This is a genomic window from Sphingomonas sp. PL20, assembly GCF_017875905.1.
Taxonomy (GTDB): domain Bacteria; phylum Pseudomonadota; class Alphaproteobacteria; order Sphingomonadales; family Sphingomonadaceae; genus Sphingomonas; species Sphingomonas echinoides.
Genome location: NZ_JAGINH010000002.1, coordinates 1,289,030 through 1,315,439 on the forward strand (window position 1 = coordinate 1,289,030; position 26,410 = coordinate 1,315,439).

Sequence of the window (26,410 nt, forward strand, 5' to 3'; positions counted from 1 at the left end):
AGCCTGATGGTTAAGTGTAAATTAACTCGACGATTTCGAGCGTCTCCAGCAGCGTATTGCGGGCGTCGCGGATGCGCGCCAGCAGGTTTGCATCGCCGATATCGCCGGGCGCGATCGCCTCTGGCCAATGCCCCTCGATCACCGCGGCAATTGTGTCGAGCCGCGCATCCTCCACCAGGAAACGCGGATCGACCGTGGCGGGATCGGCGACGACGCGCAGCCGCAAACAGGCGGGACCGCCGCCATTGGCCATCGACTGGCGCACATCGACCACTTCGACCCGGCGAATCGGCCCGTTGCCCGCCAGCATCGTCTGGAGCCAGCGCCAGACCGCCGCGTTCTCGCGCGCTTCCTGCGGCACGATCAGCGCCATTGTCGTATCGGGCAGTGTCACCAATTGCGCATTGAACAGATAGGAGGCGATCGCATCGGCGAGGCTGACCGCATTTGCGGGCACTTCGACGATCTCGGCCCAGGGCGCGCGCTCACGGATCGCGGCATAGGTGCCCAGGCGATCGGCGAACGCCAGTTCGTGCGCGAACAGCACGCGCTCGTTCGCTACCGCCACCACATCATTGTGGAACGCACCCGCCGCAATCGCCTCGGGGGCCTGCTCGATGAACAGCGTGCGGGCCGGGTCGAGGGCGTGGCCCCGGGCAACCGCAGCGCTCGCCTCAAGCCGCTGACGGGCCGGAAAACCGCCGCCCGATACGCCATAGACGAACAGCTCTATCCCAGGCGCATCATGCCGCTCGCACAGCCGCATATGGTTGGCGGCCCCTTCATCGCCGAAGGGCGCAGGGATCGCGTCATGCACCGCAAAAGCGGGGTTGGCGAAGGCGAGCCGAAGCTGGCGCACTGTCTCGGCGGCTTCGTGGCTGCGATGCGGCATGGTGACGAGGTTGGCGACGGTCAGGTGGCAGCGACCGTCGCTTGTGTCAGGGGCCGGGGAGACCGTCGCGGCATTGGCCGCCCACATCGCCGACGCCGACAGGGCTTGCGCCTGCAATACGGGATCGGCGGTAGGATATTCGGTCGAAAGCGCTGCGAGCCAGCGCGTGTTGGGCCGATCATGCGGCAGCAAAATGCCCTGCGTCAGGCCAAGCGCGAGGTTCGCGCGCATCTTGGCCACTCCCTCCAGCGCGGCGCGACGGGGAAAAGCGGTCGCCCCAGCGTTGCGCGTCGCGGCGAGGTTGCCGTGGCTGAGCCCGGCATAATTGTGGCTCGGGCCGATGATGCCGTCGAAGTTGATCTCGCGGATCATGACCGGTCAGTTCCGCGCAACATGGCTGATCGAATCGCCTGCGCCGACGCCGAGCGCCGCTGCCGTGGCCGACGACAGCACCACGCCCCCCTCCTGCGACTGCAATGCGCCATAGGTGCAGCGGAACTCCGCCAGCCGGCCCTTCGAGATCAGCGCGGGCTCGCCAGCACCGCCGTCAATCGCCACCACGCGCTCGGTCCGGGCCTCGCGAATGGTGCGGACCTGGTCGGTCTTGGCCAGCATGGTCGGGCCGCCGTCGAAGATGTCGACATAGTTTTCATAAGCGAACCCCTCATTCTCCAGCATCCGCATCGCCGCGCGGCCGGAGGGGTGGGGCAGGCCGATCACCGCGCGCGCGCTCTCGGGGAGCATGGCGATGTAGATCGGGTGCTTGGGGAACAGGTCGGCGATGAACTGGTGCCCGCGCACCGCGTTGAACTGGTCGGCATCCTGGAAATTCATGCCGAAGAAGCGCCCGGCAAGACCGTCCCAGAAGGGCGATCCCCCCGCTTCATCGATGATCCCGCGCAATTCGGCCAGCACGCGATCGGCAAAGCGCATGCGATGCTGGGCGATGAACAGATAGCGGCTGCGCGCCAGCAACATGCCGAGGCCCCCCGCCCGTTCGCCCGGATGCAGGAACAGCCCGCCGACTTCGCTGCAGCCTTCCAGATCGGTGGTGAGGCCCAGCATGTCGGCGCGGAAGGTGCGGCCGAGTTCCTTGCTGTGCTGCGTCAGCGTGCCCAGCCGATAGCTGTAGAACGGGTAATTCTGCCCGACATGGGTGAAGATCTGGCAGGTGCCGCGCACTTCGCCGGTTTCGATATTCTCCAGCACCAGCACGAACAGATCGTCGGCCTTGCTGTCCTCGATCCGGGCGAAGGCGGTGGCGCTGCGTTCCAGCTTGGCGCGCAAGGCGGCGCGGTCGGGCGGCAAATTGGTGAAGCCGCCGCCGGTCAATTTCGCCATTTCGTAAAGCGGCTGGAGATCGCTGTCGCGCGCGGCGCGGATTACGTGAGTCACAGGGCCCCCCTTTGGGCGATACGCAGGATCGTGAGGGCTGAGAGCGCGGCGCGCTCGGGCAGCGAGTCTACGATCAGGAATTCATCGGGCGAATGGATCGCGCCGCCGCGCGCGCCCATCGTGTCGACCACCGGGACGCCGCACGCTGCGATCGTATTGCCGTCGCACACCCCGCCGGTCGCGCGCCACGCAATGTCGAGGCCGAGGTCGGCACCGCATTCCTTGACCAAGGTGAACAGCTTGGCCGCACCGGGGTCGATTGGCTTGGGTGGGCGGTTGAAGCTGCCATGGACCGCAATCGACACCTCGTGCGCGGCCGCCACCTCTGCGGTTATGCGGTCGAGCGCGGCTTGCGCGCGGGCGATTTGATCATGGTCGGCGGGGCGGAAGTTGATGCGCAACACGGCATGATCGGGCACGACATTGTTGGGGCCGCCCCCCTCGATCCGCGCCGGATTGACCGCGAGCGTCGGGCTGCGCAGCGCGAACAGCCGCACCGCCAGATCGGATGCGGCGACGATCGCATTGCGGCCTTCGTCCGGGTTGCGCCCGGCATGCGCGCTCTTGCCCGTCACCACGATCGAGAAATTCCCCGTGCCACCGCGTGCACCGGCCAGCGTGCCGTCGGGAAGCGCAGGTTCATAGGTCAGCGCGGCAATCTTGCCGCGCGCGGCTTGGGCAATCAGCGCGGATGAGGAGAAGGAGCCGGTTTCCTCATCGGAGTTGATCACGACGTCATAGCCGATGCGCGGGGCAAGCGGGCTTGCCTCGACCGCCGACAGCGCCGCCAGCATCACCGCCAGCCCGCTCTTCATGTCGGCGACGCCGGGTCCGTTCAGCGTGCCATCGGGCAGCGTGGTGAGCGTCTGGAAGGGGTGGTCGAGCGGATAGACGGTGTCCATATGGCCGGTCAGCAGGATCTGCACCGGGGCGTCGGGGCGCACCACCAAGTGCAGATGCTTGCCATGGTCGAGCACGGTCACCGTGCCGTCAGCGGCAACGTTCTGCGCCATGTTGCCCGCCACCAGCGCCAGCTCGCCCGGCAGCACGCCGAACGCCTCCGCCAACACTTCGGCCATGTGCGCCAGGCCCGCGAGATTGCGCGTGCCTGAATTGATCGCTGACCAGGCCTCAACCTGCGCCAGCATTGGCGCTGTCGCGACATGGTCGATTGCTGCGCGTTCGTCGTCTGTCATCCCCACCATGAACGCGGTCTAGCCGGTCATGCGCGGAGGCTCCACCCCATGCGGGTCAGAAACTATAGACCAACGCCGCGCGACTGGTGGTGTCGGTGCCGACCCGGCCGACGGGCGGCGTGCTCTCATATTGCACCGCGTAAGACAGCTGCGCCGCGAGCGGGCCGATCAGTTTCGCGTTGAGCGCGGTCGTGCTGCTGACGGTCGAGTTGATCTTCTGGACATAGGCCGAGGCGACCTGGGTGAAGTTGATCGCCTTGGACAGCTTCCACGCGAAATCGACCGAGCCGCGCGCGGCGACGCTATTTTCCTTGGTTGAGTCGGTGAAATCGGTCTTGCGATAGGCCGGCCCGAGTTCAAGATCGAGCTTCAACCCGCCGCCGCGCAGCGCGCTATACCCGGCACCGAGCGATGCCGAATACCGGTCATAATAGCCAAGGAAACGATCGCTCTCAAACTGCGTCGCGCCATAGACATAGGCGCGCGGCGAGAATTTGAAGTTGGGTTCGTACGCGGCGAGAAAATGCTCGCGGCTGATGAGCCCGCCGCTTTCCTTATAATCGGCCGCGAGATTGACCTTATGCCGCCACCGCACGCTTTCGCGCGTCAGCGCGATCGCCCCGCTGACGCCAACGTCGCGGGTGTTGCCGGTGGTGAGATAGCCACCAAGCTCGGCCTTGCCATGCCACAGATCGAAAATGCCGGCATCCTCGATCCGCTCGCGCTTGCTCGCTTCCTGCGCGGCTTTCCAGGCTGCCACCTGCGCATCGATCGCCTTGGCCGCCTCCGGGGCTGCGGTGCGCGCATATTTGGCGACGGTGACGATTTCGCCATCGTTGTTGGACGCGATCGCGGCATCAAGCATCGCCTTGACCGCAGGCGGAATCGGCGCGGGCGCGGGCGCAGGCGGCGTTGCGGCGAGTATCGTTTGGGCGGGCGGTGCCGGATCGGCGTTGCCCAGAAGGACGGGCGCAGCGAAGATCAGCATTGCAAGCATGCGAACCTGATAGAGGGGCAATTGCCGTAACGGAATAGCGTTCGTCGCCAGCGGGTTTCGGTTCAGCGCAGATGCGGTGCGAAAGCGGCAAGCACCTGTTCGTACAGCGGCTTTTTGAACGCGACGATCACTTCGGGAAGGGTGTGCGGCTCGACCCACGTCCAATCCTTGAATTCCTGATGTTCGGTGGCGATGTCGATGTCCGCATCGCTGCCGAGGAAACGGTACAGGAACCAGCGCTGCCGCTGACCGCGCCATTTGCCCTTCCATACCTTGCCGACCAGTTCCTCGGGCAAATCGTAGAACAGTTCATCGGGGGCGATGGCGATCAGTTCGACCTTATCGGGGGCGATGCCGGTCTCTTCCCCGAGTTCGCGAATCGCCGCCGTTTGCGCGTCCTCGCCCGCGTCGATGCCACCCTGCGGCATTTGCCACGCCTCGACCTCGGCATCGATGCGCTGCCCGACAAAGACTTTGCCGTCGGCGTTCAGGATCATCAGCCCGGCGCATGGGCGGTAGGGCAGGGTGGCGATATCGGTCATGAACGGTCCTTACGGGGTTACGCGGTGGCCTCGGCGATCAGCGCCTTGGTGGCAGCCAATGCGGCTGCCACATCGGCGACCGAGGAGGGGATCGCCTTGCGCAGCGTGATGAAGCCGTGGATGTTGCCGACCGCCTCGCGGTAAACGACCGGGACGCCGGCTTGGGCGAGCGCGGCGGCATAAGCGCGGCCCTGGTCGCGAATGGGGTCGAGGCTGGAGGTTACCACCACCGCCGGGGGCATTCCGGCAAGATTGCCTTTGAGCGGCGACGCGCGGACATGTTCGGCCTCGGCCTGATAGGCGGCATTGAACCAGCTCATACTGTCATGCGTCAGCAAATACCCCTCGGCGAACTGGCTGTAGGACGGATAGTCCTGCGTCGTGTCGGTCACCGGATAGAAGGGCAATTGCGCGATCACCGGTACAGCGGCGGGCGCATCGCGCAGCGCCATCGCGACGACGATCGCCAGATTGCCCCCGGCGCTGTCACCGCAGGTGACCAGCCCGGTAACTTCGCGACCCAAAGCGGCGGGGCTGGCGGCGGCCCAGCGCGCGGCCGCTTCGCAATCGTCGGGCGCGGCGGGCCAGGGCGATTCGGGGGCGAGTCGGTAATCGACCGCGAGCACCGGCAGGTCGAGCGTGCGCGAAACCTCCGCGCAGAAGCTGGCATGCGTGTCGAGATCCCCGATCACAAAGCCGCCGCCATGGAAAAAGACCACGAGCGGCCCTGCCGCGCGGCTTTCCGCCACGTCGAACAGGCGGGCTGGAATCGCTCCGGCCGGGCCGGGAATGGTCAGGTCGGTGATGGTGCCGAGATCGCCCACCGGCGGATCGGCAATGTCCTTCATCGCGGCATAGGCCGCGCGCGCCGCCGGGGCTTCCAGTTGGTACATCTTGGGGCCGGGCAGATTGTTGAGAAAGGCGAGGAAACCCGCGACATCGGGGCGGACATAAGGTTCGGTCACGCGTCTCTCCATTGGTCTGAGCCAGCTCCGTGCCTACCTAGGCGGGATGATCGCGGTCGTCCATCACCCAGCCTATGTCGCCTCCGGCCAATCCGCCAATCCGAGCCAGCTCAGCAAAAACGCCGCGATCCGCGACCTGTTGCGCACACACGGTGCCGCGATCGAATGGCATGAACCTCCGGCGATGCCATTGCGCTGGCTCGAGGCCGTGCATGATCCGGACTATGTTGCCGAGGTGCTGGCAGCCCGAGTGCCGCGCGAAAAGGAGCGTCGGATTGGCTTTGCCGTCACGCCGTCGGTCGCGGCGCGCGCGGCGGTGGTGCCGGGCGGCACGTGGCTTGCGGGCAAGCTCGCGCTCGAGCGCGGTTTTGCGGCCAACAGCGCGGGCGGCAGCCATCATGCGCTGGCGGCGACCGGGGCGGGCTATTGCGTGCTCAACGATCTCGCCATTGCCGCCGTTCGCCTGGCCGAGGAGGATGCGCGGCGCGTGCTGGTGGTCGATTGCGATGTGCATCAGGGCGACGGCACGGCGGCGCTCACCGCCGGACATCCGGGAATCGCCACCTATTCGATCCATGCCGAAAAGAATTTCCCCGCGCGCAAGGCACGCTCCACCCGCGACGTTGCATTGCCGGACGGGACGGGGGACGCCGCATATCTCGCAGCGCTGAGCGAAACGGTGCTGCCAATGCTCGATGAATACCGTCCCGACCTGATCCTGTATCAGGCGGGAGTCGATCCGTTGGCCGATGATCGGCTCGGCCGTCTGGCGCTCAGCCCGCAGGGGTTGGTGGCGCGTGATGCGTTGATCGGCCGGGCCGCCGCGGCGCGCGGCATCGCGCTCGCCAGCACCGTTGGCGGTGGCTATGGGCATGACGTTGCGGTGCTGGCCGAGGCGCATGTGCGGGCGATGTTGACGCTGGGGCAGGCCTATCACGATGCCCGCATCACTGGCCCTGCGCCGTTGCCCTAAAGCAACGGTTGCCTTCCCCCGCGCTCAAACTACCTTGGCCCGCCGCCTTCTGAGGCATAAGGGGCATGACAACGATATCCCGCAGGACAGACGTAATGGCGACCGCCGCGCATGAAGTGACCCCCCAAGAAGCCTCCGCCCACCCGCTTGCTGAATCGGTTGTCGTCCGGTTTGCGGGCGATTCGGGCGATGGGATGCAGTTGACCGGGGGGCAGTTCACGCTGTCCACCGCGCTTTCCGGCAACGATCTCGCGACCTTCCCCGATTTCCCCGCAGAAATTCGCGCGCCGCAGGGCACGCTGTTCGGCGTCTCCGCCTTCCAGATCAATTTCGGGTCGACCGCTGTGGACACGGCTGGCGATGCGCCCGACGTGCTGATCGCGATGAACCCGGCGGCGCTGAAGGTGAACGTTGGCCAGTTGAAGGCCGGTGGCCTGATCATCGCCGACGAAGGCGAATTTGGCGAACGCAACCTCGCCAAGGCAAAGTACGCCGCCAATCCGCTCACCGATGGTAGCCTCGCCAAATGGCAATTGCTGAGCTTCAACATCTCGCAATTGACGCTCGACGCGGTCAAGCCGTTCGGCCTTGGCAACAAGGAAGCGTTGCGCTGCAAGAACATGTGGACGCTGGGTCTGGCGCTGTGGATGTTCGACCGCGACCGGCAGCCGATCATCGACTGGCTTAAGTCGAAATTCGCCAAGGCCCCGGTGCTGGCCGAGGCCAATATCGCCGCGCTGAACGCCGGGCACGCTTATGGCGAGACCGCCGAGCTGGCCGGACCGATGAAGCAACACCACATCGGCGTCGCTCCGGCAGAGCCGGGCTTGTACCGCACCGTCACCGGTGCCGAGGCGATCTCGCTCGGGCTGGTGGCAGGCGTGCAATTGGCGAACGTGCCGATGTTCTTCGGCGGCTATCCGATAACGCCCGCCTCGGCGATCCTGCATTTCCTGTCGCGCCTGAAGGAATATGGCGTCACCACCTTCCAGGCCGAGGATGAGATCGCCGCGATCGCCTCGGCGATCGGCGCGTCTTATGCCGGGCAGCTTGGCGTCACCTCCTCCTCGGGGCCGGGTATCGCGCTGAAGGGCGAAGCGATGGGTCTGGCGATCATGACCGAGCTGCCGCTCGTCATCGTCAATTCGCAGCGCGGTGGCCCGTCGACCGGCCTCCCCACCAAGACCGAGCAATCGGACCTCTATCAGGCGGTCTATGGCCGCAATGGCGATGCGCCGATGCCGGTGATCGCCGCGCGTTCGGCGGCCGACTGCTTCGATTGCGCGATCGAAGCAGTGCGGATCGCGGTGCAGTATATGACGCCAGTGATGCTGTTGACCGACGGCTATATCGCCAACGCCGCCGAGCCGTGGCTGGTGCCGGATATGAGCAGCTATGCGCCGTTCCCGGTTGAGTTTGCCGGCAAGCAGGAAATGAAGGACAAGCTCGCATCCGAAAATCCGGACGAGTGGAAATTCCTGCCCTATGGCCGCGATGAGAAATTGAAGCGTCCGTGGGTAAAGCCCGGCACGCCGGGCTTGCTCCACCGCATCGGCGGGATCGAGAAAGCGGTCGGCACCGGCAACCTCGATTACGGTGCTGAAAACCACCAGAAGATGACCGACATCCGCCGCGACAAGGTCGCCAATATCGCGGTGCCCGATCAGATCGTCGAACTCGGCGAAACCTCGGGCAAGCTCGCGATCGTCGGCTGGGGCTCGACCTTCGGGCCAATCCATCAGGCGGTGCGCCGTGCGCGGGCGAAGGGGCTGGATGTCGCGCACATCCACATCCGCCACATCTGGCCGATGCCCGCCAATCTGGGTGATTTGCTAAGGGGTTATGACCGGATCATCGTACCGGAAATGAACACAGGGCAGCTCAAGACGGTGCTGCGCGATCAATTCCTGGTCGATGCCAGGCCGCTCAACAAGGTGTCGGGGCAGCCGTTCCTGATCTCCGAAATCGAGGCCGCGATCGACGCAGCCTTGGCCGCCCTCTAAAACCCCACTTCCAAATTCAGGTCTTCACCCATGAACGACATGACCCCTATCGCCAAGTCCACCACGCCCAAGGATTGGGAAACCGACCAGGAAGTGCGGTGGTGCCCCGGTTGCGGTGACTATGCGATCCTCAAGGCGGTGCAGCGCACCATGCCCGAGATCGGCGCGCGGCCCGAAAACACCGTGTTCGTCAGCGGCATCGGCTGCTCGTCGCGTTTCCCTTATTATATGGAAACCTACGGCTTCCACACTATCCATGGTCGCGCTCCGGCGGTGGCGACGGGGGTGAAGCTCGCCAATCCCGATCTCGACGTGTGGATCATCACCGGCGACGGCGATGCGTTGTCGATTGGCGGCAACCACACGATGCACCTCATCCGGCGCAATCTTGATTGCCAGGTGCTGCTGTTCAACAACGAGATTTATGGCCTGACCAAGGGGCAATATTCGCCCACCTCGCGCGTCGGCACGCGCACGCCATCGACGCCGTTCGGCTCGGTCGATCGCCCGGCGAACCCATGTGCCTTTGCGCTGGGCGCGGGCGGGCGATTTATCGCGCGCGCGATCGACGTTCACAAGAATTTGGTCGGCGTGCTCAAGGCGGCCTACGCCCATAAGGGCACCGGGTTCGTCGAGATCTTCCAGAACTGCATCGTCTACAATGACGATGTGTTCGCACCCTTCACCGAAAAGAAGAATGCGGCGGGAAGCCAGATGTGGGTCGAGCACGGCAAGCCGTTGCTGTTCGACGGCGGCACCAAGGGCCTGACGATGGACCGCGAGCGGCTGGTGCTCAAGGTCGTCGACGTGGTCGATGGCGATTGGCAGGCGGCGGGCGTGATCGTCCATGACCAGACCAATCGCGGGCTGGCGCACATGCTGGTGGAAATGCCGTTCGGGGCGTTCCCGATGGCGCTGGGCGTGCTGTTCGACGATCCCGCCCCGACCTTCGAAAGCGCGGTCGTCACGCAGAACATCGAAGCCGCCAAGGGCAAGACGCCCAACCTCCAGCATTTGCTGAGCCAGGGCCAGACGTGGCAGGTGGAGAAAGAACCGCGGGCGGAGTAAGGACTTTCTGCTGCGGAGGGATTGTCACGCGAAGGCGCGAAGCCGCCAAGGAAAGATAGTTTGAACGAGACCTTGAGACGAACTGTTTAAGGTTTGAAATTGAATTTCATACACCAACCTTATTCCACGGGCCTAAAATCAACCTTCGCGCCTTCGCGTCTTCGCGTGTGTAATGTTCCTTGACGACTCCCGCGATCCTCTGGCTGCGCCGTGACTTGCGTTTGGCCGACCAGCCAGCGCTTGCCGCTGCGATCGGGGAGGGGGCGGTCGTGCCTTTGTATGTCCTCGATGACGAGACGCCCAAACATTATGCGATGGGCGGTGCGTCGCGCTGGTGGCTGCACCATAGCCTTGCCAGCCTCGATGCCGATCTGCGCGCGGCGGGATCGCGACTGATTTTGCGGCGGGGTAGGTGCGACGCGGCGCTCACCGAACTCGCCGCCGAAACCGGCGCGACCCGGGTGCATTGCATCCGCCATTTCGAGCCGTGGTGGCGCAATGCCGAGCGTGCGGTGGCGAAGCGGCTCGATCTCGTCTGTCATGGCGGCAACTATCTCGCACCGCCCGGGTCGATCACCACCGGCAGCGGCGGGCAGTATAAGATCTTCACCCCGTTCTGGCGCGCGCTGCAGCAGCAGATGCCGCCGCCCGCGCCGCTGCCCAAACCGTCGAGCATTCCCGCGCCCGCGCATTGGCCGCGCAGCGAGCGGCTTGACGAGTGGGGCTTGCTGCCGACCAAACCCGACTGGTCGACCGGCTTCGGGGCGGACTGGTCCCCGGGCGAAGCGGGTGCCCATCACAAACTGAACGGCTTCAAACGCCATGCCGCCACCTATGGCGAAACCCGCAACCTGCCCTCGGTCGAGGGCAGTTCGCGCCTGTCGCCCCATCTGCATTTTGGCGAAGTCTCGGCCGCCCAAGTGTGGCACGCGGTGGCCGGGGCGGGGGGATCGGTCGATACCTTCCTCGGCGAGCTTGGCTGGCGCGATTATGCGCAGACCGTGATCCTGCAATTGCCCGATTATGGTAGCCGGAACGGCCGTCCCACACTCGACACGCTGCCGTGGCGCACTGGGCCGGATGCTGCTGCCGATCTGAAGGCATGGCAGCAGGGCCGTACTGGCTACCCCATCGTCGATGCGGGGATGCGGCAGCTTTGGGCGACAGGCTGGATGCACAATCGCGTGCGCATGATTACCGCGAGTTTTCTGATCAAGCACCTGCTGATTGACTGGCGCGAGGGCGAGCGCTGGTTTTGGGATTGTCTGGTCGATGCGGATTACGGGTCGAATGCGGTCAACTGGCAGTGGACTGCGGGGACCGGGATCGACGCCAACATGTTCGTCCGCATCATGGCACCACTCGTGCAATCGCCCAAATTCGAGGCTGGAGACTATATTCGCCAATGGGTGCCCGAGCTGGCGCAGGTGCGCGGCGAGGCCATTCATGACCCGGACGAGGCCGGATGTCGCCCCGCGGCCTATCCGCCCAAGATCATCGGCCACCGCGCGGCGCGCGAGCGCGCCTTGGCGGCGGTAAAACAGGCGCATTGAACCGCTTGCGAGCGCGCCCTGAGGGTGCGAGGGAAGCCGCGATGACCAGGCTTCTCACGACTCTGTTCGATCGTTTGCTCGACCGGATTGATGCCGGCTTGGTCGAAGGATCATTGACGGCAACCCTTCCCGGGGGGCGAATGCGCGTGCTTGGTGGGCGAGCGCCGGGGCCTGACGCCGTGGTCGATCTGGTGCGCTGGCGCGCGCTGCGCCGTTTGGTGACCGGCGGGTCGGCAGGCTGGTACGTGGCCTGGTCGAAGGACGAATGGCGCAGCCCCGATCCGACGGTGTTGTTCGAGTTGTTCATGCGCAACCGGCGCACGCTGGGCGGGGCGGCGCGCTCGCAGGGTTTGGTCCGGCTGTTTCGCCATTGGCGCAATGCGTTGCGCCGTAACTCTCGCACCGGCTCAAAGCGGAACATCGAGTTTCACTATGATCTCGGCAACGATTTCTACAGCCTATGGCTCGACCCGAGCCTCACTTATTCTTCCGCGATGTTTGCCGAACCGCTCGCGCCAGAGGAGCCGCTGGAAGCGGCGCAGGCGCGCAAAAATACTGCGATTCTCGATCGGCTGTCGCTCGCCCCGGGCGCGCATGTGCTGGAGATCGGCTGCGGCTGGGGCGGGTTTGCAGAGGCTGCTGCGCGGCGCGGACTGAGCGTAGCGGCGATCACGCTGTCGGCGGAACAGAAGCGGGCGGTCAACACGCGGATCGCGGCGGCCGGGCTCGCGGGCGTCACGGTTTCGCTGACCGACTATCGCGACGTGACCGGCCAGTATGACGGCGTCGCCAGCATCGAAATGGTGGAGGCGGTCGGCCAGGAATATTGGGGTACCTATCTCGCCACGATCGCGCGCGCGCTGAAACCGGGCGCGCGGGCGGCCATCCAATATATCGCGATCGATGATGCGATCTTCGAAGCCTATGCGGCCAATGTCGATTTCATCCAGCGCTTCGTCTTTCCCGGCGGGATGCTGGTGTCGGAGAGCCGGTTTCGCGCGCTGGCCGAGCAAAACGGACTGGAATGGCGCGACCAGCGCACTTTCGGTCCGCATTATGCCGAAACGCTGCGGCGCTGGCGCGATAGCTTCGATGCGGTGGTGAGCGCTGGTCGTTTGCCCAAGAAATTCGACCAGAAATTCATCGCCTTGTGGCGCTATTATCTGATGTATTGCGAAGGTGGCTTTCGCGGCGGCGGCATCGATGTCGCGCAGGTGACACTGGTCAAGCGCGCTTAGTCGACGCGCTCGAAATGCCCGGTCTCAAAATCCTCGGTCAGCAGCGCAACGATGCGGTCGGCGACGACTGACGGTTCCTTGACCGATTTGGGGTCTTCGCCGGGATAGGCCTTGTGGCGCATCGCGGTGCGCGTCGCGCCGGGGTCGAGGATGGCGGTGCGAATATTGCTGATCCGCTCCATCTCGTCGCCATAGGCCGCCAGCAAGGTCTCGAACGCCGCCTTGGACGCGCCGTATAGCCCCCAATAAGCGCGCGGCTTGCGTGCGACGCTGGAGGTAAGGCCAATCACGCGCGCGCGCTTGGACTTGCGCAGCATCGGGTCGAACGCTGCGATCAGCGCGGCTTGCGCGCTGATATTGAGCGTCAGGACTTGCGCCATTTCCTTGACGTCGATTGCGGGCACGGCGGACAATTGCCCGAGCATGGCGGCGTTGAGCACCATGATGTCGAGCGCAGGCCAGCGCTCGCCAATCGCCGCGCCCAGCCGTGCAATGCTGTCGGTTTCTGTCAAATTGAGCGGGGCGATCGTCGCCGAGCCACCCGCTTCAAAAATCGCGCTTTCGACCGCTTCGAGCGCAGAGGCGGTGCGGGCGGTGAGCACGACATGCGCGCCCGCCGCCGCCAGCGCCTGGGCGGTGGCGGCCCCGATGCCGCGGCTGGCACCGGTGACGAGCGCGATCTGGTTGGCGAGGGGCTTGTCGGTCATGTGCTAACTCCCGTTCGCCCTGAGCTTGTCGAAGGGCTGCACTTCCTGAAGCGTTAGAAGAAAGTGCGGTGCTTCGACAAGCTCAGCACGAACGGAGACGATCAGATCATCCGTTCCGCCAGCAACGCAAACTGGTCGACCGAGGAGACATCGTCCTGGTCGGTCAGCGTCGTCGGATAATCGCCGGTGAAGCAGGCGTCGCAATGGCTCGGGCGGATCGCGTTGCGCTGCGGTTCGCCGAGCGCCTTATAGAGCCCGTCGATCGAGATGAAGGCGAGGCTGTCGGCCTTGATATAGGTCGCCATCTCTTCGAGATTCTTGGTCGCGGCGAGCAGCTTGGCGCGCTCGGGCGTGTCGACGCCGTAGAAGCACGAATGCCGCGTCGGCGGGCTGGCGATGCGCATATGCACTTCGGCGGCGCCCGCTTCGCGCATCATCTCGACGATCTTGAGGCTGGTGGTGCCGCGCACGATCGAATCGTCGATCAGCACGACGCGCTTGCCCTTGATCAGCGCGCGATTGGCATTGTGCTTCAGCTTCACGCCGAGGTGGCGCACCTTGTCACCCGGCTGGATGAAGGTGCGGCCAACATAATGCGAGCGGATGATGCCGAGTTCGAACGGAATGCCCGATTCCTGCGCATAGCCGAGCGCCGCCGGGGTGCCCGAATCGGGAACCGGGATCACCAGGTCGGCCTCGACCGGGCTTTCGATCGCGAGCTGCGCGCCAATTGCCTTGCGCACGGTGTAGACGCTGCGGTCCTCCGAAATCGAATCGGGGCGCGAGAAATAGACGAATTCGAAGATGCACGGGCGCGGGGCTACGGCCGCGAACGGGCTGTGCGAGGTGATCTCGCTGCCCTTGACCATCACCAGCTCGCCCGGCTCGATCGAGCGGACGAAGGTGGCACCAACGACGTCGAGCGCGACGGTTTCGGAGGCGAAGATCACCGCTTCGCTGCCATCCGATTGTTCGATCTTGCCCATCACCAGCGGGCGGATGCCGAGCGGATCGCGGCAGGCGATCATGCCCTCGGGCGTCATCACGATCAGCGAATAGGCCCCTTCGACGCGTTTCAGGGCATCGATGAACTTGTCGACGACGGTGCGGTAATTGGAGGTCGCGACCAAATGGATGATCGTCTCGGTGTCGCTGGTCGACTGAAAGATCGAGCCGCGCCGCACGAGATCGCGCCGCAGCCGCATCGCGTTGGAAATATTGCCGTTATGCGCGATCGCAAAACCACCTGAGGCGAGGTCGGCATAAAGCGGCTGGACGTTGCGCAGCGCGGTCTCGCCAGTGGTCGAATAGCGCACATGCCCGCAGGCGACGCTGCCGCGCAGCGGGACCATCACCTCTTCGCGGTCGAAATTGCCCGCGACATGGCCCATCGCCCGGTGGGTGTGGAATTCGGTCCCGTCAAAGCTGGTGATGCCAGCCGCCTCCTGGCCGCGGTGCTGGAGCGCGTGCAGCCCCAAAGCGACCAGGCGCGCCGCGTGGGCTGCGCCAGAGATGCCGAAAATGCCGCACTCTTCATGCAGCGTGTCTCCATCTTGGGAGACGTCGAACGGATTGGTTGTCAGCATGGGGGCCCTTTGGGGGAGGGTAGAGCTTCGAGGCGGCATATAGGGAGCGGCATTCGGTTTGTCGCGCTTTTGTCACATCACCGGGAGCGATTGGTCGCATTGTTCGTTTCGGCGGCGTTCGGGGACAGTTTGTTATCGCTCACACGGGATTGAGCATGGCGAAGGATCGCGGATGGCAGGCGCGAGGCCCGGTCCGCCGATTCGCGCCACCGGACTGCGGGAGGATGACGCGCCCGGACAAGCGCGCTAGACCTGCGGCATGGCAGACCTTCGCGAAACCGGCCTGGTGCTGGACCCCAAATATGATTCCGCTGGCCTGATCACCGCGGTCGCGACGGATCGCGTGTCGGGCGATGTGCTGATGCTCGCGCATATGAATGCCGAGGCGCTGCGGCTGACCGTCGAAAGCGGGGAGGCGCATTTCTGGTCGCGCAGCCGCGCCGCGCTGTGGAAGAAGGGCGAGACGTCCGGCCATGTGTTGCGCGTCGCCGATATCCGGATCGATTGCGATCAGGACGCGGTGTGGCTGATCGTCGATCCCGCCGGGCCGGCTTGCCATACGGGCGAGCGGAGTTGCTTCTATCGCCGGATCGAGGGCGATCGGCTGGTGTCGGCTGCGTGAGGCGGACCGCGCTGCTGTCGCTGCTCGCCCTTGCCGGGTGTCACCGCGCCGATCCCAAGCCTGCGGCCACGCCGACCCCGGTGGGCCTGGAAGCCGCAGCGATTCAGGCGGGCGTCATCCCCGACCCCGCCAGCACCGACATCACCGGCCTGTATGCGCGCGAAAGCGACCGGGTCTGCATCGTGCCCAGCGCAACGGCGTACCGCATCGGGGTGTTCGTCGATTATGATGAACAGCAGAATTGCGGCGGGTCGGGCATCGTGACGCGGGTCGGCGAGACGCTGCACATCACCTTGGGCAGCGGCGGTGAAGCGGGCGATTCGGCGTGCAGCTTTGACGCGCGCTTCGAGGGCGACCGGATCGTCTTTCCCCCCCGCGTGCCGGAGGGGTGCCAGAAGATTTGCCTTCATCGCGCCTCGATCGCGGCGCTGGATGTGGCGCGGCTGAGTGATTCGATTTCGGAGGCGTCCACCTTGCGGGACAGCCGGGGCCGATTGCTGTGCGCAAGTGGCGGATGATCTTGACGTTCACGTAAAGGTCAACTATTTGTCGGTCATGCCTAGCGGTCCAGCCTATGCCGTGATCGATCGCCACCCGACGCGCGATCACTTTTCCATTTCCGATTTGTCGGCCGAATTCGGCGTGACCGCGCGGGCTTTGCGCTTTTACGAGGATGAGGGGCTGATCGCGCCCGAGCGGCGCGGCACCTCCCGCATCTATTCGCAGCGCGACCGCGCGCGGCTTGCCTGGATTTTGCGGGGCAAGCGCGTTGGCTTCAGTCTCGGCGAGATTCGCGAGATGATCGACCTGTATGACATTGGCGACGGTCGTCAGGTTCAGAAAGCCACCACCATCGCGCGCTGCCGCGAGCGCATGGCGCTGCTCCAGTCACAAAAACACGATATCGATGCGGCGATTACCGAACTTGCCGACTTCGTCACCCTGCTTGAAACCAACGGCGCGCAAGGCCGCCTGAAGGACTAAAACCCCATGCCGAAATATACGCCCCCCGTTCGCGACGTCCGCTTCGTGCTCGATCATGTGGTCGGCTTGTCGGCGCATGCCAATCTTGCCGGTTTCCAGAATGCGACCCCCGATGTGGTCGATGCGGTGCTGGATGAAGGCGGCAAGTTCGTCGCCGAAGTGCTGTTCCCGCTCAACCATTCGGGCGACCAGGAAGGCTGCACGCGGCATGACGATGGTTCGGTCACCACGCCCAAGGGCTTCAAGGAAGCGTATGACGCGTTCGTCGAATCCGGCTGGGGCACGCTCAGCGCGCCGGAGGAGTTTGGCGGGCAGGCGATGCCGCATGTGGTGTCGACCGCGTTTCAGGAGTTCATGATCTCCTCGAACATGGCCTTCGCCATGTATCCCGGGCTGACCCACGGCGCGATCGCTGCGTTGCTGGTCAAGGGCTCGGACGAGCAGAAGGCCAAGTATGTCCCCAATATGGTCAGCGGCAAATGGGGCGGCACGATGAACCTGACCGAGCCGCAATGCGGCACCGATCTCGGCCTGATCCGTACCCGCGCCGAGCCGCAGACAGATGGCTCCTATGCGATTACCGGCACCAAGATTTTCATCTCGTCGGGCGAGCATGACCTGACCGAGAACATCATCCATCTCGTGCTGGCCAAGACGCCCGGCGCGCCGGAAAGCTCGAAGGGCATTTCGCTGTTCGTGGTGCCCAAGTTCCTGGTCAACGCCGATGGCAGCCTCGGCGCGCGCAACGCGGTCACCTGCGGCTCGATCGAGCACAAAATGGGCATCCACGCCAATTCGACCTGCGTGATGAACTATGATGGCGCGACCGGCTGGCTGGTCGGCGAGGAGATGAAGGGCCTGGCCGCGATGTTCATCATGATGAACGCGGCGCGGCTTGGCGTTGGCTTGCAGGGCCTCGCGGTGGCCGAAGTCGCGTACCAGAACGCCGTGCAATATGCGCAGGACCGCCGCCAGGGCCGCGCGCTGACCGGCCCGAAAGAGCCGAACGAAAAGGCCGATACGCTGTTCGTCCACCCCGACATCCGGCGGATGCTGATGGAAGCCAAGGCGCTGACCGAGGGCTTGCGCGCTTTGTGCCTGTGGGGCGCGTTGCAGGTCGATCTCGAACATGCCGCCGCGACTGAGGAAGAGCGCCAGCTCGCCGCCGATCTGATCGGGCTGCTGACCCCGGTGATCAAGGGCTATGGCACCGACAAGGGCTATGACATCGCCACCAACGCGCAGCAGGTTTATGGCGGCCATGGCTACATCGCCGAATGGGGCATGGAGCAATATGTCCGCGATGCGCGGATCGCGATGATCTACGAAGGCACCAACGGCGTGCAGGCGATGGATCTGGTCGGCCGCAAGCTCGCCCAGAACGGTGGTCGCGCGGTGCAGGCCTTCTTCAAGGTCGTCGCCGATGACGTGGCGGCGGGCAAGGCCGATCCGGCGACCGCCGACTTCGCGACCCGCCTCGAAAAGGCCAATGGCGAACTGCAGGCGGCAACGATGTGGTTCATGCAGAACGGCATGCAGAACCCCGACAATGTCGGCGCGGGTGCGCACAGCTACATGCACATCATGGGCATTGTCGGCCTGGGCGTGATGTGGCTGCGCATGGCGACCGCTGCCACCAAGCTGAAGGCGGCAGGCGAGGGCGATGCCGCCTTCCTCGACGCCAAGCTGATGACCGCGCGCTATTTCGCCGAACGCATCATGCCAGAAGCGGGCGCGCTGCGCCGTAAGATCGAGGCCGGTGCGGAAGCGCTGATGGCGCTGCCGCCCGAGATGTTCGAAGCGGCGTGAAGGGTGGGGGCGGCGATCGCCCCCCATCTGCCTCTGTGCGATCGTTCGGCTCGATCCGGAGAGCACGTTCGATCTCAGACAGGCATGATCAGCGCATATCGGCCATGAACGGATACCATTCGCGCCAATGCTCCTTGAGCGCGTCCCCCTCGATGCGTTTGAATTCCATCCGGTAATAATGGATCGCGGCGCGGCCGGTCTTCCGTACCGGAAGCGCCACCCCAGCATCCAGCGTCATGCAGCGCGGCATTGTCATGCCTGTCGGGGGAAGCGATCGTCCTGCAGCGGGGCCAGCGACGGTATCGAGCGCGTCGAACGCCGCTTTCGTGTCGAAGGCCAGAATTGACGGGTAGCGGATCGGGGAGGCGCTCCCGCTGCGGCCGGGCGGCAGCGAAACCTCGAACAGACGGATGACATCGTCTTCGAACAGTTTCTTTTCTACCATCGACCGTTGCTGGGTCACCGGACGGCCTCGCCGGTCTTCATCCAGGCGGCGGAACTCGATGCGATAGAAATGCTGCGGGGCGACGCCGTGGTTGACCGGTCGATGCGGCGCTTGTGGGTCGGCGGCAGTACACTCCAGCGAAGGCGTCCCTTTGGGTGGGGGCGCACTGTGCCAATGTTCGCCGTTTCGCCCGCCCGATGGTTCCAGATATTGGTCGCTTGGTCCGCCGCCCCCGAGCCGTGTCTGTCCCGAGGATCGCGCGAAGATGGAGGGATATGGGTGACCGTGCATCTGCATCGGATAGCCAGGAGGGTTGGCGACTTCCATCAAGAGGATGTGATCGTCCGAATAGCGCACCCGGTGCACAGCGGGGGCGGCAACCTCCGCGTCGTAATCGGCAGAGAAGCCATATCCCCATTGGTTCGGCTGAAGCCGCTGCGCGGCTGCGGCGGTGGCGGCGATGCTGCCAAGGGCCAGCAGGCTGATGTTTCGATTCCAGCGCATCGCTTTCCTCTTGCCGCTGCGCGAATCGGCTTTCGGTGTTTTTACATCGAAGACGCGGCGGTTCCGATGCAGCATCGGCCGATATCCGATCGGAAACAACCCACGCTTTCCCCGTTCCCGGAGCCTTCGCCCGCGCGAACCGACGGCGGGTCCGTGCGTTAGCGTCCCTCGCCACTGCCCGCGGCGGTGACCGGCGGGGCCGTCGCGGCCGGCATTGGCTTGGCCACCGCTGCTTCGGGTTTGCGGCGCACCCCGACCAGGCCGTCGGGCCGGGTCGGCTCCGGCGTGCGCGGCACTGTCGCTTGCGCGGTGGCGGCGGTTGGTTGCGCATCCTCGGTCCGCGCAGCGACGCCTTGACTGGGCAGGAAGGTCTGCGCTTTCATGCATTGTGCGGCGGTCGCGCGTCGAAATTCGCTGCAATTCCACAGCGCCTTGTCATACCCATGCGCCCGGTCGCGCAGATAGCTGAACGCCATGGAGGCGATCTGCGACGGTTGCAGGGGCAGGGTGGTGGCGGTCTTGGTCGGGTCGCTCCAGCCCATCACCTTGCAATAGGGGCGATCGGCGCATGCGCGCGCGGCGAGCTGGGCAAAGCCGTCGGGCGACAGCGTGGCGGGGTCAAGCGTCAGCAGGAAGCTGTTCGGGTCGCCGGGCAAGGGGCGGGGGAGTGGCGCGGTGGCGGCGGCTGCGTCAACCGGGACGGCCCCCTCTGGTTTGGTCAAGGCATCGGTGCCGCGATGCGCTTCGGAATAGGCGGCGAGCGCGGCGATGACGGGCTCGTCGGCCGAAACATGGCGATTGAACGCAGGCGGTGTGCCCCACCAACCGGTCCAGCGGAAAAACAGATGGGTATTGACCGCGGCAATCTTGTCGAGGCTCGACTGCCAATACGGCACGACCCAGTTCGTGTGGTAATGCGTGGCATGGCCGACTGGCCGGAACACGGCACCGTTCAGCGCTGTCGTCGCGACGGACCGCGCGCGTGCCCATTGCGCGTCGGCCCAATGGTGCCGCACCAGCGCGCCGTCACAGGTAAAGGTGAATTGGCAACCGGTCGGTCGCTCGGCCCCCTGGAACACTACGCCGCAAATCGTCTTGGGAAAAGCGGGATGGCGAACGCGGTTGATGACGACTTGCGCCACCGCGCGCTGCCCGACCGGCTCGTCCCCGGCCTCATAGAGGACGGCCGCCGCCATGCAGTCGATCGCGCGGGCTTGCTGTGCCGGGTCGCCCGGCAGGCGGAAGGGGCGGGCAGCGGGGTTGGGACCCTGAACGAAGGGCACGCTGGCGTTGAATGCGCGCGCGTCGTCCGGATCGAGATCCTCAAAGGCTACGGGCTCGACCGCCGGCAGCTCTGCTTGCGGTACCACGCGCGCGGGCACGGGATGCAGGCTATGATGTCGGCCGATCGGCGGCGCGAAATGCACGATCAGCGCGGGTAGGAGGATCGCCAGTGTGGCGATCAGCAGCAGGACCGCGCGCAATGTGCGGCCAGGGCGCGAGGAAGGGAGCATCTAGATCAAAGCGCTTTTTGTTGCGGGAGCAGGATCAGAACTGCTTCTGTCGAGCGATTGCCGGGGCCTTTACCCTAATTTGGCGCGAAACTGAAACCGCGTCAGGGGGCGGGGCAGGGCGTCCCGTTTCCGGACGCCAGTGCGCGCAGCCTTATGTCATGCCCTGCCGCTGCAATACGCTGCTAATTGGGCCAGACGCCAGTCGCCTCGCACAGATCCCATTGATCGGCGGCATTGAGGTGACATGCTCTGTCGGCAGTACCGCATTGCTGAAACTTCGCCTGATATTGGCGATAGCAGCTTTTGGGCGTTGGCGCAGATGCGGCGACTGCCGCCATTTGCGGGGCGCTGGCGGCGGCCACGGCCAGCATCGCGCGCGGGGCCGCTGCTACGACGCTCGCGGCGGTGGGCGCTTTGTCGCGGCGACCGGTGGCCGCCATCGAATAGAGCTGGAACACCGCCAGCATCACGCTGACGAAAATCATCATTTTACGCATAACAGGCCCCCGACGGACCCCCGCCCGTCGGGACTCCTTATACCGCAGAAAACCGGTTACTGCGACATCAACCTTCGGGCAGGAAATCGGGCACCGACAGATAGCGTTCGCCGGTGTCGTAGTTGAAACCGAGCACGCGCGAGCCCGCTGGAAGCTCGGGAAGCTTTTGCGCGATCGCGGCGAGCGTCGCACCCGAACTGATCCCGACCAGCATCCCTTCCTCGGCAGCGGCGCGGCGCGCCATTGCCTTGGCGTCGGCGGCTTCGACCTTGATCGCGCCGTCGATCACCTGCGTGTGCAGATTGGCGGGCACGAAGCCCGCGCCGATGCCCTGGATCGGGTGCGGCCCCGGCGTGCCGCCCGAAATGACGGGCGATGCCGCTGGCTCGACGGCGTAAACCTTGAGGTTCGGCCATTCCTGCTTGAGCCGTTCGGCCACGCCGGTGATGTGGCCGCCCGTGCCGACGCCGGTGATGATCACGTCGATTGGCGTCTCGCGGAAGTCGTGGAGGATCTCGATCGCGGTGGTGCGGGTGTGGATGTCGATATTGGCGGGGTTCTCGAACTGCTGCGGCATCCACGCCCCTGGCGTCTGCTCGACGAGCTCGAGCGCGCGCTCGATCGCGCCCTTCATGCCCTTTTCGCGCGGGGTCAGGTCGAAGGTCGCGCCATATGCCAGCATCAGGCGGCGGCGTTCGAGGCTCATGCTCTCGGGCATGACCAGCACAAGCTTATACCCCTTCACCGCCGCGACCATCGCCAGGCCGACGCCGGTGTTGCCGCTGGTCGGCTCGATGATCGTGCCGCCGGGCTTTAGGTGGCCGTCCTTTTCGGCGGCCTCGATCATGGCGAGCGCGATTCGGTCCTTGATCGATCCGCCCGGGTTGGAGCGCTCGGACTTGATCCAGACTTCGGCCCCTGGAAACAGCTTCTGGACGCGGATGTGTGGCGTGTTGCCGATCGTGTCGAGGATCGTGTTGGCTTTCATGGCGTGGCCTCCAGTTCGAGATCGCGGGAATCTTGCGGGCTTTTGGGCGGGTCGAAAGTCTTGGCGTTACGGATGCTGGGGAAGAGATAGGTCCACAGGATCGTGACTACAATCGCGCCGCCGCCGCCGACCAGCACCGCGCCGACCGGCCCAAGCGCCGAGGCGAGGAAGCCCGATTCGGCTTCGCCCAGCTCATTCGAGGCGGAGATGGTCAGCTGCGACACCGCGCCAACGCGGCCGCGCTTGTCGTCGGGGGTGTGCAGCGTGATCAGCGATTGGCGGATATAGACCGAGAACATGTCCGCCGCCCCCGCCACCGCCAGCGCGACAAGGCTGAGCGCCATGATCTGCGATAGGCCGAACACCACCGTTGCCGTCCCGTACACCAGCACCGCGCCCAGCATCTTGGGCCCCACATTGGTTTTGATCGGACGGAACGAGAAGAACAAGGCGACCACCGATGCACCGGCGGCGGGGGCAGAGGCGAGCAGGCTCAACCCCTGCGGCCCGACCTTCAGGATGTCGTGGGCGTAGATCGGCAGCAGCGCGCTGGTCCCGGCAAGAAACACGGCGAACAGATCGAGCGTAATCGCCCCCAGCACGAGTTTGTTCTGGCCGACATAGGCCAAGCCATCAATGATTTGGCGAATCGGGTGCGCCTTGCTCGGCGTGGTCGGACGCGGGACCGGTCCGATCGTGAACAGCGCGAGCAGGGCGGTGAGGAACAGCGCCGTCGCCACAGCATAGGCCCCCCACGGAGCCGCCGCATAAGCGAAGCCACCGATCGCCGGCCCGATGATCGTGCCGATTTGCCACGAGATCGAGCTCAGCGCGATGGCGGTTGGCAACACTTCGCGCGGCACCAGATTGGGGGCAAGCGCACCGAAAGCGGGCCCGGCAAAGGCGCGCCCGAGGCCGAGCAGCACCGCGATCGAGAACAGCACCGGCAGGGTCATACCCTCGGTGTATGTCACCAAGGCTAACGTCAGCGCGCACAGCGCCTGCAGCGACACGGTGCAGCGCGTGATCAGACGCCGGTCGAATCGGTCAGCGACCCAACCGGTGATCGGCGTCGTCACGAACAACGGAATGAACTGCAGCAGGCCGATCAGCCCAAGCTGTGCGGCGGCACCGGCGGGCGACATGGTCGTGCGGGCGATGGTATAGGTCTGCCAGCCGATGACGATGATCATCGCATTCTGCGCGATCGTCATCGAAAAGCGCGCCGCCCAATAGGCGCGGAACTGTGGGATGCGAAGGGGGTGGGGTGCTGCGTCCATTGTCTGTGGCCTTAAGCGCTGCGGCGCGCGCTGGGCAATCGTGGAGTTGCTTGGGGCGCGGAAACTTCTGCTCGCGCGAAGGTTTTACGGAGGCGATTGATAAACCCGCTGGATCGCGCCTATAGGCTCGCGTTCCTCTCCCCAGGTCATGAGGTCTTCCAGACGTGGCAAAAGCTCCCGCCGCCGTAAAGGCACAACCCCCGGTGCCGAACCGCGAGCGCCCCGACGAGCCCAAATTGTACGAGGCCTCGACCGAAGAGCTGCTCGAATTTTACAAGCAGATGCTGATGATTCGCCGCTTCGAAGAGAAAGCAGGCCAGCTGTACGGCTTGGGTTTCATCGGCGGTTTCTGCCATCTTTATATCGGCCAGGAAGCCGTTGCGGTCGGCCTGCAATCGGCGCTGGACGGTGAGAAGGACTCGGTCATCACCGGCTATCGCGATCATGGCCACATGCTCGCTTATGGCATCGACCCCAAGGTGATCATGGCCGAACTGACCGGTCGCGGCGCGGGGATTTCGCGCGGCAAGGGCGGCTCGATGCACATGTTCTCGACCGAGAAGAAGTTCTACGGCGGCCACGGCATTGTCGGCGCGCAGGTCTCGCTCGGCACGGGCCTCGCCTTCGCGCACAAATATAACGAGGATGGCGGCGTTGCGGTCGCGTACTTCGGTGACGGTGCCGCGAACCAGGGCCAGGTCTACGAATCGTTCAACATGGCCGAGCTGTGGAAGCTCCCGATCATCTATGTGATCGAGAACAACCAGTACGCCATGGGCACCAGCGTCAACCGCTCCTCGGCCGAGGATCAGTTGTACAAGCGCGGCGAGAGCTTCCGTATTCCGGGCATCCAGGTGGACGGCATGGACGTGCTGGCGTGCCGCGGTGCCGCCGAGGAAGCGCTGGCGTGGGTGCGCGCGGGCAAGGGGCCGATCATCCTCGAGATGAAGACCTATCGCTATCGCGGGCATTCCATGTCCGACCCCGCCAAATATCGCTCGCGCGACGAAGTGCAGGCGGTGCGCGACAAGTCCGATCCGATCGATCACGTCAAGAAGCTGCTCGACGCGCAAGGCGTCAAGGAAGACGCGCTGAAGGCGATCGAGCAGGAGATCCGCAAGATCGTCAACGAAGCGGCCGACTTCGCCGAACAGACGCCCGAACCCGATGCGTCTGAACTGTATACCGACGTTCTGGTGGAAACCTACTAATGGCCGTAGAAATCAAGATGCCCGCGCTTTCCCCCACGATGGAGGAAGGCACCCTCGCCAAATGGCTGGTCAAGGAAGGCGATGTCGTCAAATCCGGCGACATCATGGCCGAGATCGAGACCGACAAGGCGACGATGGAGTTCGAAGCCGTCGACGAAGGCACGATCGGCAAGATCCTCGTCGCCGAAGGAACTGACAACGTGAAGGTCGGGACCGTCATTGCGACGCTGTTCGCCGAGGGCGAAGATGCGTCGACGCCGGTTGCCGCTTCGGCACCGCGTGCTGCCGCGCCGACCGCCGCCGAAGTGACCAAGGCCGAGGAAACCGGCACTGGCGAAGGCGCGACCAAGGTTCCCGAGCCGCTCAAGACCAACGCCGACACACCTGTGCCCGCCGAAATCCCGGAAGGGACCGAGCTGGTCAAGATGACGCTCCGCGAGGCGCTGCGCGATGCGATGGCCGAGGAAATGCGCGCCGACCCGCGCGTGTTCGTGATGGGCGAGGAAGTCGCGCAATATCAGGGCGCGTATAAGGTTACACAGGGCCTGCTCGACGAGTTTGGCGAGAAGCGCGTGATCGATACGCCGATCACCGAATATGGCTTTGCCGGCATCGGCACGGGCGCGGCGATGGGCGGTCTGCGCCCGATCGTCGAGTTCATGACCTTCAACTTCGCGATGCAGGCGATCGACCACATCATCAATTCCGCCGCCAAGACCAATTACATGTCGGGCGGCCAGATGCGCTGCCCGGTGGTGTTCCGTGGTCCCAACGGCGCGGCGAGCCGCGTCGGCGCGCAGCACAGCCAGAATTACGGGCCCTGGTATGCGAGCGTGCCTGGCCTGATCGTGATCGCGCCCTACGATGCGGCGGATGCCAAGGGTTTGCTGAAGGCGGCGATCCGCACCGAAGACCCGGTCGTGTTCCTCGAAAACGAGCTGCTTTATGGCCGCACGTTCGAAGTGCCCAAGCTCGACGATTACGTGCTGCCGATCGGCAAGGCGCGGATCATGCGCGAGGGCAAGGACGTGACGATCGTCAGCTATTCGATCGGCGTCGGCCTTGCGCTGGAAGCCGCCGAGACGCTGGCGGGCGAGGGGATTGACGCCGAGGTGGTTGACTTGCGCACGCTGCGCCCGCTCGACACCGCGACGGTGCTCAAGAGCCTGAAGAAGACCAACCGCGTCGTGGTGGTCGAAGAAGGCTGGCCGACCTGCTCGATCGCGTCGGAAATCTCGGCGGTGTGCATGGAACAGGGCTTTGACGACCTCGATGCGCCGGTGCTGCGCGTCACCAATGAGGACGTGCCGATGCCCTATGCGGCGAACCTTGAAAAGCTCATGCTGGTCAGCGCCGACAAGATCGTCGCGGCGGTGAAGGCGGTTCTGTACCGCTAATCCGTCAGGACGGGGTCGCCTGCGTCGGTTGCCGCCGCAGCCGA

Annotated in this window: 24 protein-coding genes; 11 read left to right on the plus strand and 13 right to left on the minus strand. The window is 64.9% G+C overall.

Annotated features, from left to right (window positions below):
- Nucleotides 1-10: 10 nt before the first annotated feature.
- From H4W01_RS06105 to H4W01_RS06130, 6 genes are all read right to left on the minus strand, one after another.
- On the minus strand, nt 11-1,264 hold the full coding sequence (locus tag H4W01_RS06105) for an N-succinylarginine dihydrolase (protein WP_209610308.1): 1,254 nt from the start codon (nt 1,262-1,264) through the stop codon (nt 11-13).
- Nucleotides 1,265-1,270: 6 nt separating this feature from the next.
- On the minus strand, nt 1,271-2,287 hold the full coding sequence (locus tag H4W01_RS06110; RefSeq protein ID WP_209610309.1) for an arginine N-succinyltransferase: 1,017 nt from the start codon (nt 2,285-2,287) through the stop codon (nt 1,271-1,273).
- A complete protein-coding gene (locus H4W01_RS06115; protein ID WP_209610310.1) occupies nt 2,284-3,492 on the minus strand; it encodes a hydrolase in 1,209 nt (402 codons plus the stop codon). Before H4W01_RS06115 ends, H4W01_RS06110 begins: the two co-directional genes overlap by 4 nt.
- Nucleotides 3,493-3,538: 46 nt before the next feature.
- On the minus strand, nt 3,539-4,480 hold the full coding sequence (locus tag H4W01_RS06120) for a DUF481 domain-containing protein (RefSeq protein ID WP_209610311.1): 942 nt from the start codon (nt 4,478-4,480) through the stop codon (nt 3,539-3,541).
- 62 nt (nt 4,481-4,542) lie between these two features.
- The gene (locus H4W01_RS06125) at nt 4,543-5,022 is read right to left on the minus strand and encodes an RNA pyrophosphohydrolase (RefSeq protein ID WP_209610312.1); all 480 of its coding nucleotides are present in this window, start codon (nt 5,020-5,022) and stop codon (nt 4,543-4,545) included.
- A 17-nt stretch (nt 5,023-5,039) separates the two neighbouring features.
- Nucleotides 5,040-5,987, minus strand: coding sequence for an alpha/beta hydrolase (locus tag H4W01_RS06130; protein WP_435804017.1), 948 nt, complete (start codon nt 5,985-5,987; stop codon nt 5,040-5,042).
- A 46-nt stretch (nt 5,988-6,033) separates the two neighbouring features.
- Between H4W01_RS06130 and H4W01_RS06135 the strand changes: the two genes are divergently transcribed.
- From H4W01_RS06135 to H4W01_RS06155, 5 genes are all read left to right on the plus strand, one after another.
- On the plus strand, nt 6,034-6,960 hold the full coding sequence (locus H4W01_RS06135) for a histone deacetylase family protein (protein ID WP_209610314.1): 927 nt from the start codon (nt 6,034-6,036) through the stop codon (nt 6,958-6,960).
- Between the two features lie 95 nt (nt 6,961-7,055).
- A complete protein-coding gene (locus H4W01_RS06140; RefSeq protein WP_209610315.1) occupies nt 7,056-8,963 on the plus strand; it encodes a 2-oxoacid:acceptor oxidoreductase subunit alpha in 1,908 nt (635 codons plus the stop codon).
- Between the two features lie 30 nt (nt 8,964-8,993).
- Nucleotides 8,994-10,031, plus strand: a complete 1,038-nt coding sequence (locus tag H4W01_RS06145; protein ID WP_010408528.1) for a 2-oxoacid:ferredoxin oxidoreductase subunit beta — start codon at nt 8,994-8,996, stop codon at nt 10,029-10,031.
- A gap of 179 nt (nt 10,032-10,210) precedes the next feature.
- Entirely contained in the window at nt 10,211-11,584 is a 1,374-nt protein-coding gene (locus H4W01_RS06150) for a cryptochrome/photolyase family protein (RefSeq protein WP_209610316.1), read from the plus strand.
- Nucleotides 11,585-11,625: 41 nt separating this feature from the next.
- Nucleotides 11,626-12,822, plus strand: coding sequence for a class I SAM-dependent methyltransferase (locus tag H4W01_RS06155; protein ID WP_209610317.1), 1,197 nt, complete (start codon nt 11,626-11,628; stop codon nt 12,820-12,822).
- Here the strand turns inward: H4W01_RS06155 and H4W01_RS06160 are convergent.
- Together H4W01_RS06160 and purF are read right to left on the minus strand one after the other, a co-directional pair.
- Nucleotides 12,819-13,529, minus strand: a complete 711-nt coding sequence (locus tag H4W01_RS06160; RefSeq protein ID WP_209610318.1) for an SDR family NAD(P)-dependent oxidoreductase — start codon at nt 13,527-13,529, stop codon at nt 12,819-12,821. The two genes, H4W01_RS06155 and H4W01_RS06160, sit on opposite strands and share 4 nt — an antisense overlap.
- Nucleotides 13,530-13,630: 101 nt before the next feature.
- On the minus strand, nt 13,631-15,115 hold the full coding sequence (purF, locus tag H4W01_RS06165; protein ID WP_209610319.1) for an amidophosphoribosyltransferase: 1,485 nt from the start codon (nt 15,113-15,115) through the stop codon (nt 13,631-13,633).
- A gap of 259 nt (nt 15,116-15,374) precedes the next feature.
- Here purF and hisI point away from each other — a divergent pair, with 259 nt between their 5' ends.
- From hisI to H4W01_RS06185, 4 genes are read left to right on the plus strand one after another with little or no spacing between them, the layout of a single operon-like run.
- On the plus strand, nt 15,375-15,737 hold the full coding sequence (gene hisI, locus H4W01_RS06170; RefSeq protein ID WP_209610320.1) for a phosphoribosyl-AMP cyclohydrolase: 363 nt from the start codon (nt 15,375-15,377) through the stop codon (nt 15,735-15,737).
- A complete protein-coding gene (locus tag H4W01_RS06175) occupies nt 15,734-16,255 on the plus strand; it encodes a hypothetical protein (RefSeq protein ID WP_209610321.1) in 522 nt (173 codons plus the stop codon). The genes hisI and H4W01_RS06175 overlap by 4 nt, the downstream gene beginning before the upstream one ends.
- A 37-nt stretch (nt 16,256-16,292) precedes the next feature.
- Nucleotides 16,293-16,721 (plus strand): MerR family transcriptional regulator, encoded by a 429-nt coding sequence (locus H4W01_RS06180; protein ID WP_010408546.1) that lies wholly within the window; start codon nt 16,293-16,295, stop codon nt 16,719-16,721.
- Between the two features lie 6 nt (nt 16,722-16,727).
- The gene (locus H4W01_RS06185; protein ID WP_209610322.1) at nt 16,728-18,530 is read left to right on the plus strand and encodes an acyl-CoA dehydrogenase C-terminal domain-containing protein; all 1,803 of its coding nucleotides are present in this window, start codon (nt 16,728-16,730) and stop codon (nt 18,528-18,530) included.
- 88 nt (nt 18,531-18,618) lie between these two features.
- Here H4W01_RS06185 and H4W01_RS06190 read toward each other — a convergent pair whose 3' ends face one another.
- The 5 genes from H4W01_RS06190 to H4W01_RS06210 all read right to left on the minus strand — a co-directional run bounded on the left by H4W01_RS06190 (nt 18,619) and on the right by H4W01_RS06210 (nt 23,758).
- Nucleotides 18,619-19,479: a hypothetical protein gene (locus H4W01_RS06190; RefSeq protein ID WP_334685174.1), complete on the minus strand. Its 861-nt coding sequence runs from the start codon at nt 19,477-19,479 to the stop codon at nt 18,619-18,621.
- Between the two features lie 158 nt (nt 19,480-19,637).
- On the minus strand, nt 19,638-20,993 hold the full coding sequence (locus H4W01_RS06195) for a cell wall hydrolase (protein ID WP_209610324.1): 1,356 nt from the start codon (nt 20,991-20,993) through the stop codon (nt 19,638-19,640).
- 182 nt (nt 20,994-21,175) lie between these two features.
- Nucleotides 21,176-21,490 carry a hypothetical protein gene (locus H4W01_RS06200; protein ID WP_209610325.1) on the minus strand — a complete coding sequence of 105 codons (315 nt, stop codon included), beginning with the start codon at nt 21,488-21,490 and terminating at the stop codon, nt 21,176-21,178.
- A 67-nt stretch (nt 21,491-21,557) separates the two neighbouring features.
- Nucleotides 21,558-22,478: a cysteine synthase A gene (cysK, locus tag H4W01_RS06205; RefSeq protein ID WP_209610326.1), complete on the minus strand. Its 921-nt coding sequence runs from the start codon at nt 22,476-22,478 to the stop codon at nt 21,558-21,560.
- Nucleotides 22,475-23,758, minus strand: a complete 1,284-nt coding sequence (locus H4W01_RS06210; RefSeq protein ID WP_209610327.1) for an MFS transporter — start codon at nt 23,756-23,758, stop codon at nt 22,475-22,477. The genes cysK and H4W01_RS06210 overlap by 4 nt, the downstream gene beginning before the upstream one ends.
- Nucleotides 23,759-23,922: 164 nt before the next feature.
- Between H4W01_RS06210 and pdhA the strand changes: the two genes are divergently transcribed.
- Nucleotides 23,923-24,969 carry a pyruvate dehydrogenase (acetyl-transferring) E1 component subunit alpha gene (gene pdhA / locus H4W01_RS06215; protein WP_209610328.1) on the plus strand — a complete coding sequence of 349 codons (1,047 nt, stop codon included), beginning with the start codon at nt 23,923-23,925 and terminating at the stop codon, nt 24,967-24,969.
- Entirely contained in the window at nt 24,969-26,366 is a 1,398-nt protein-coding gene (locus H4W01_RS06220; RefSeq protein ID WP_209610329.1) for a pyruvate dehydrogenase complex E1 component subunit beta, read from the plus strand. Before pdhA ends, H4W01_RS06220 begins: the two co-directional genes overlap by 1 nt.
- The last annotated feature ends 44 nt before the right edge of the window (nt 26,367-26,410 follow it).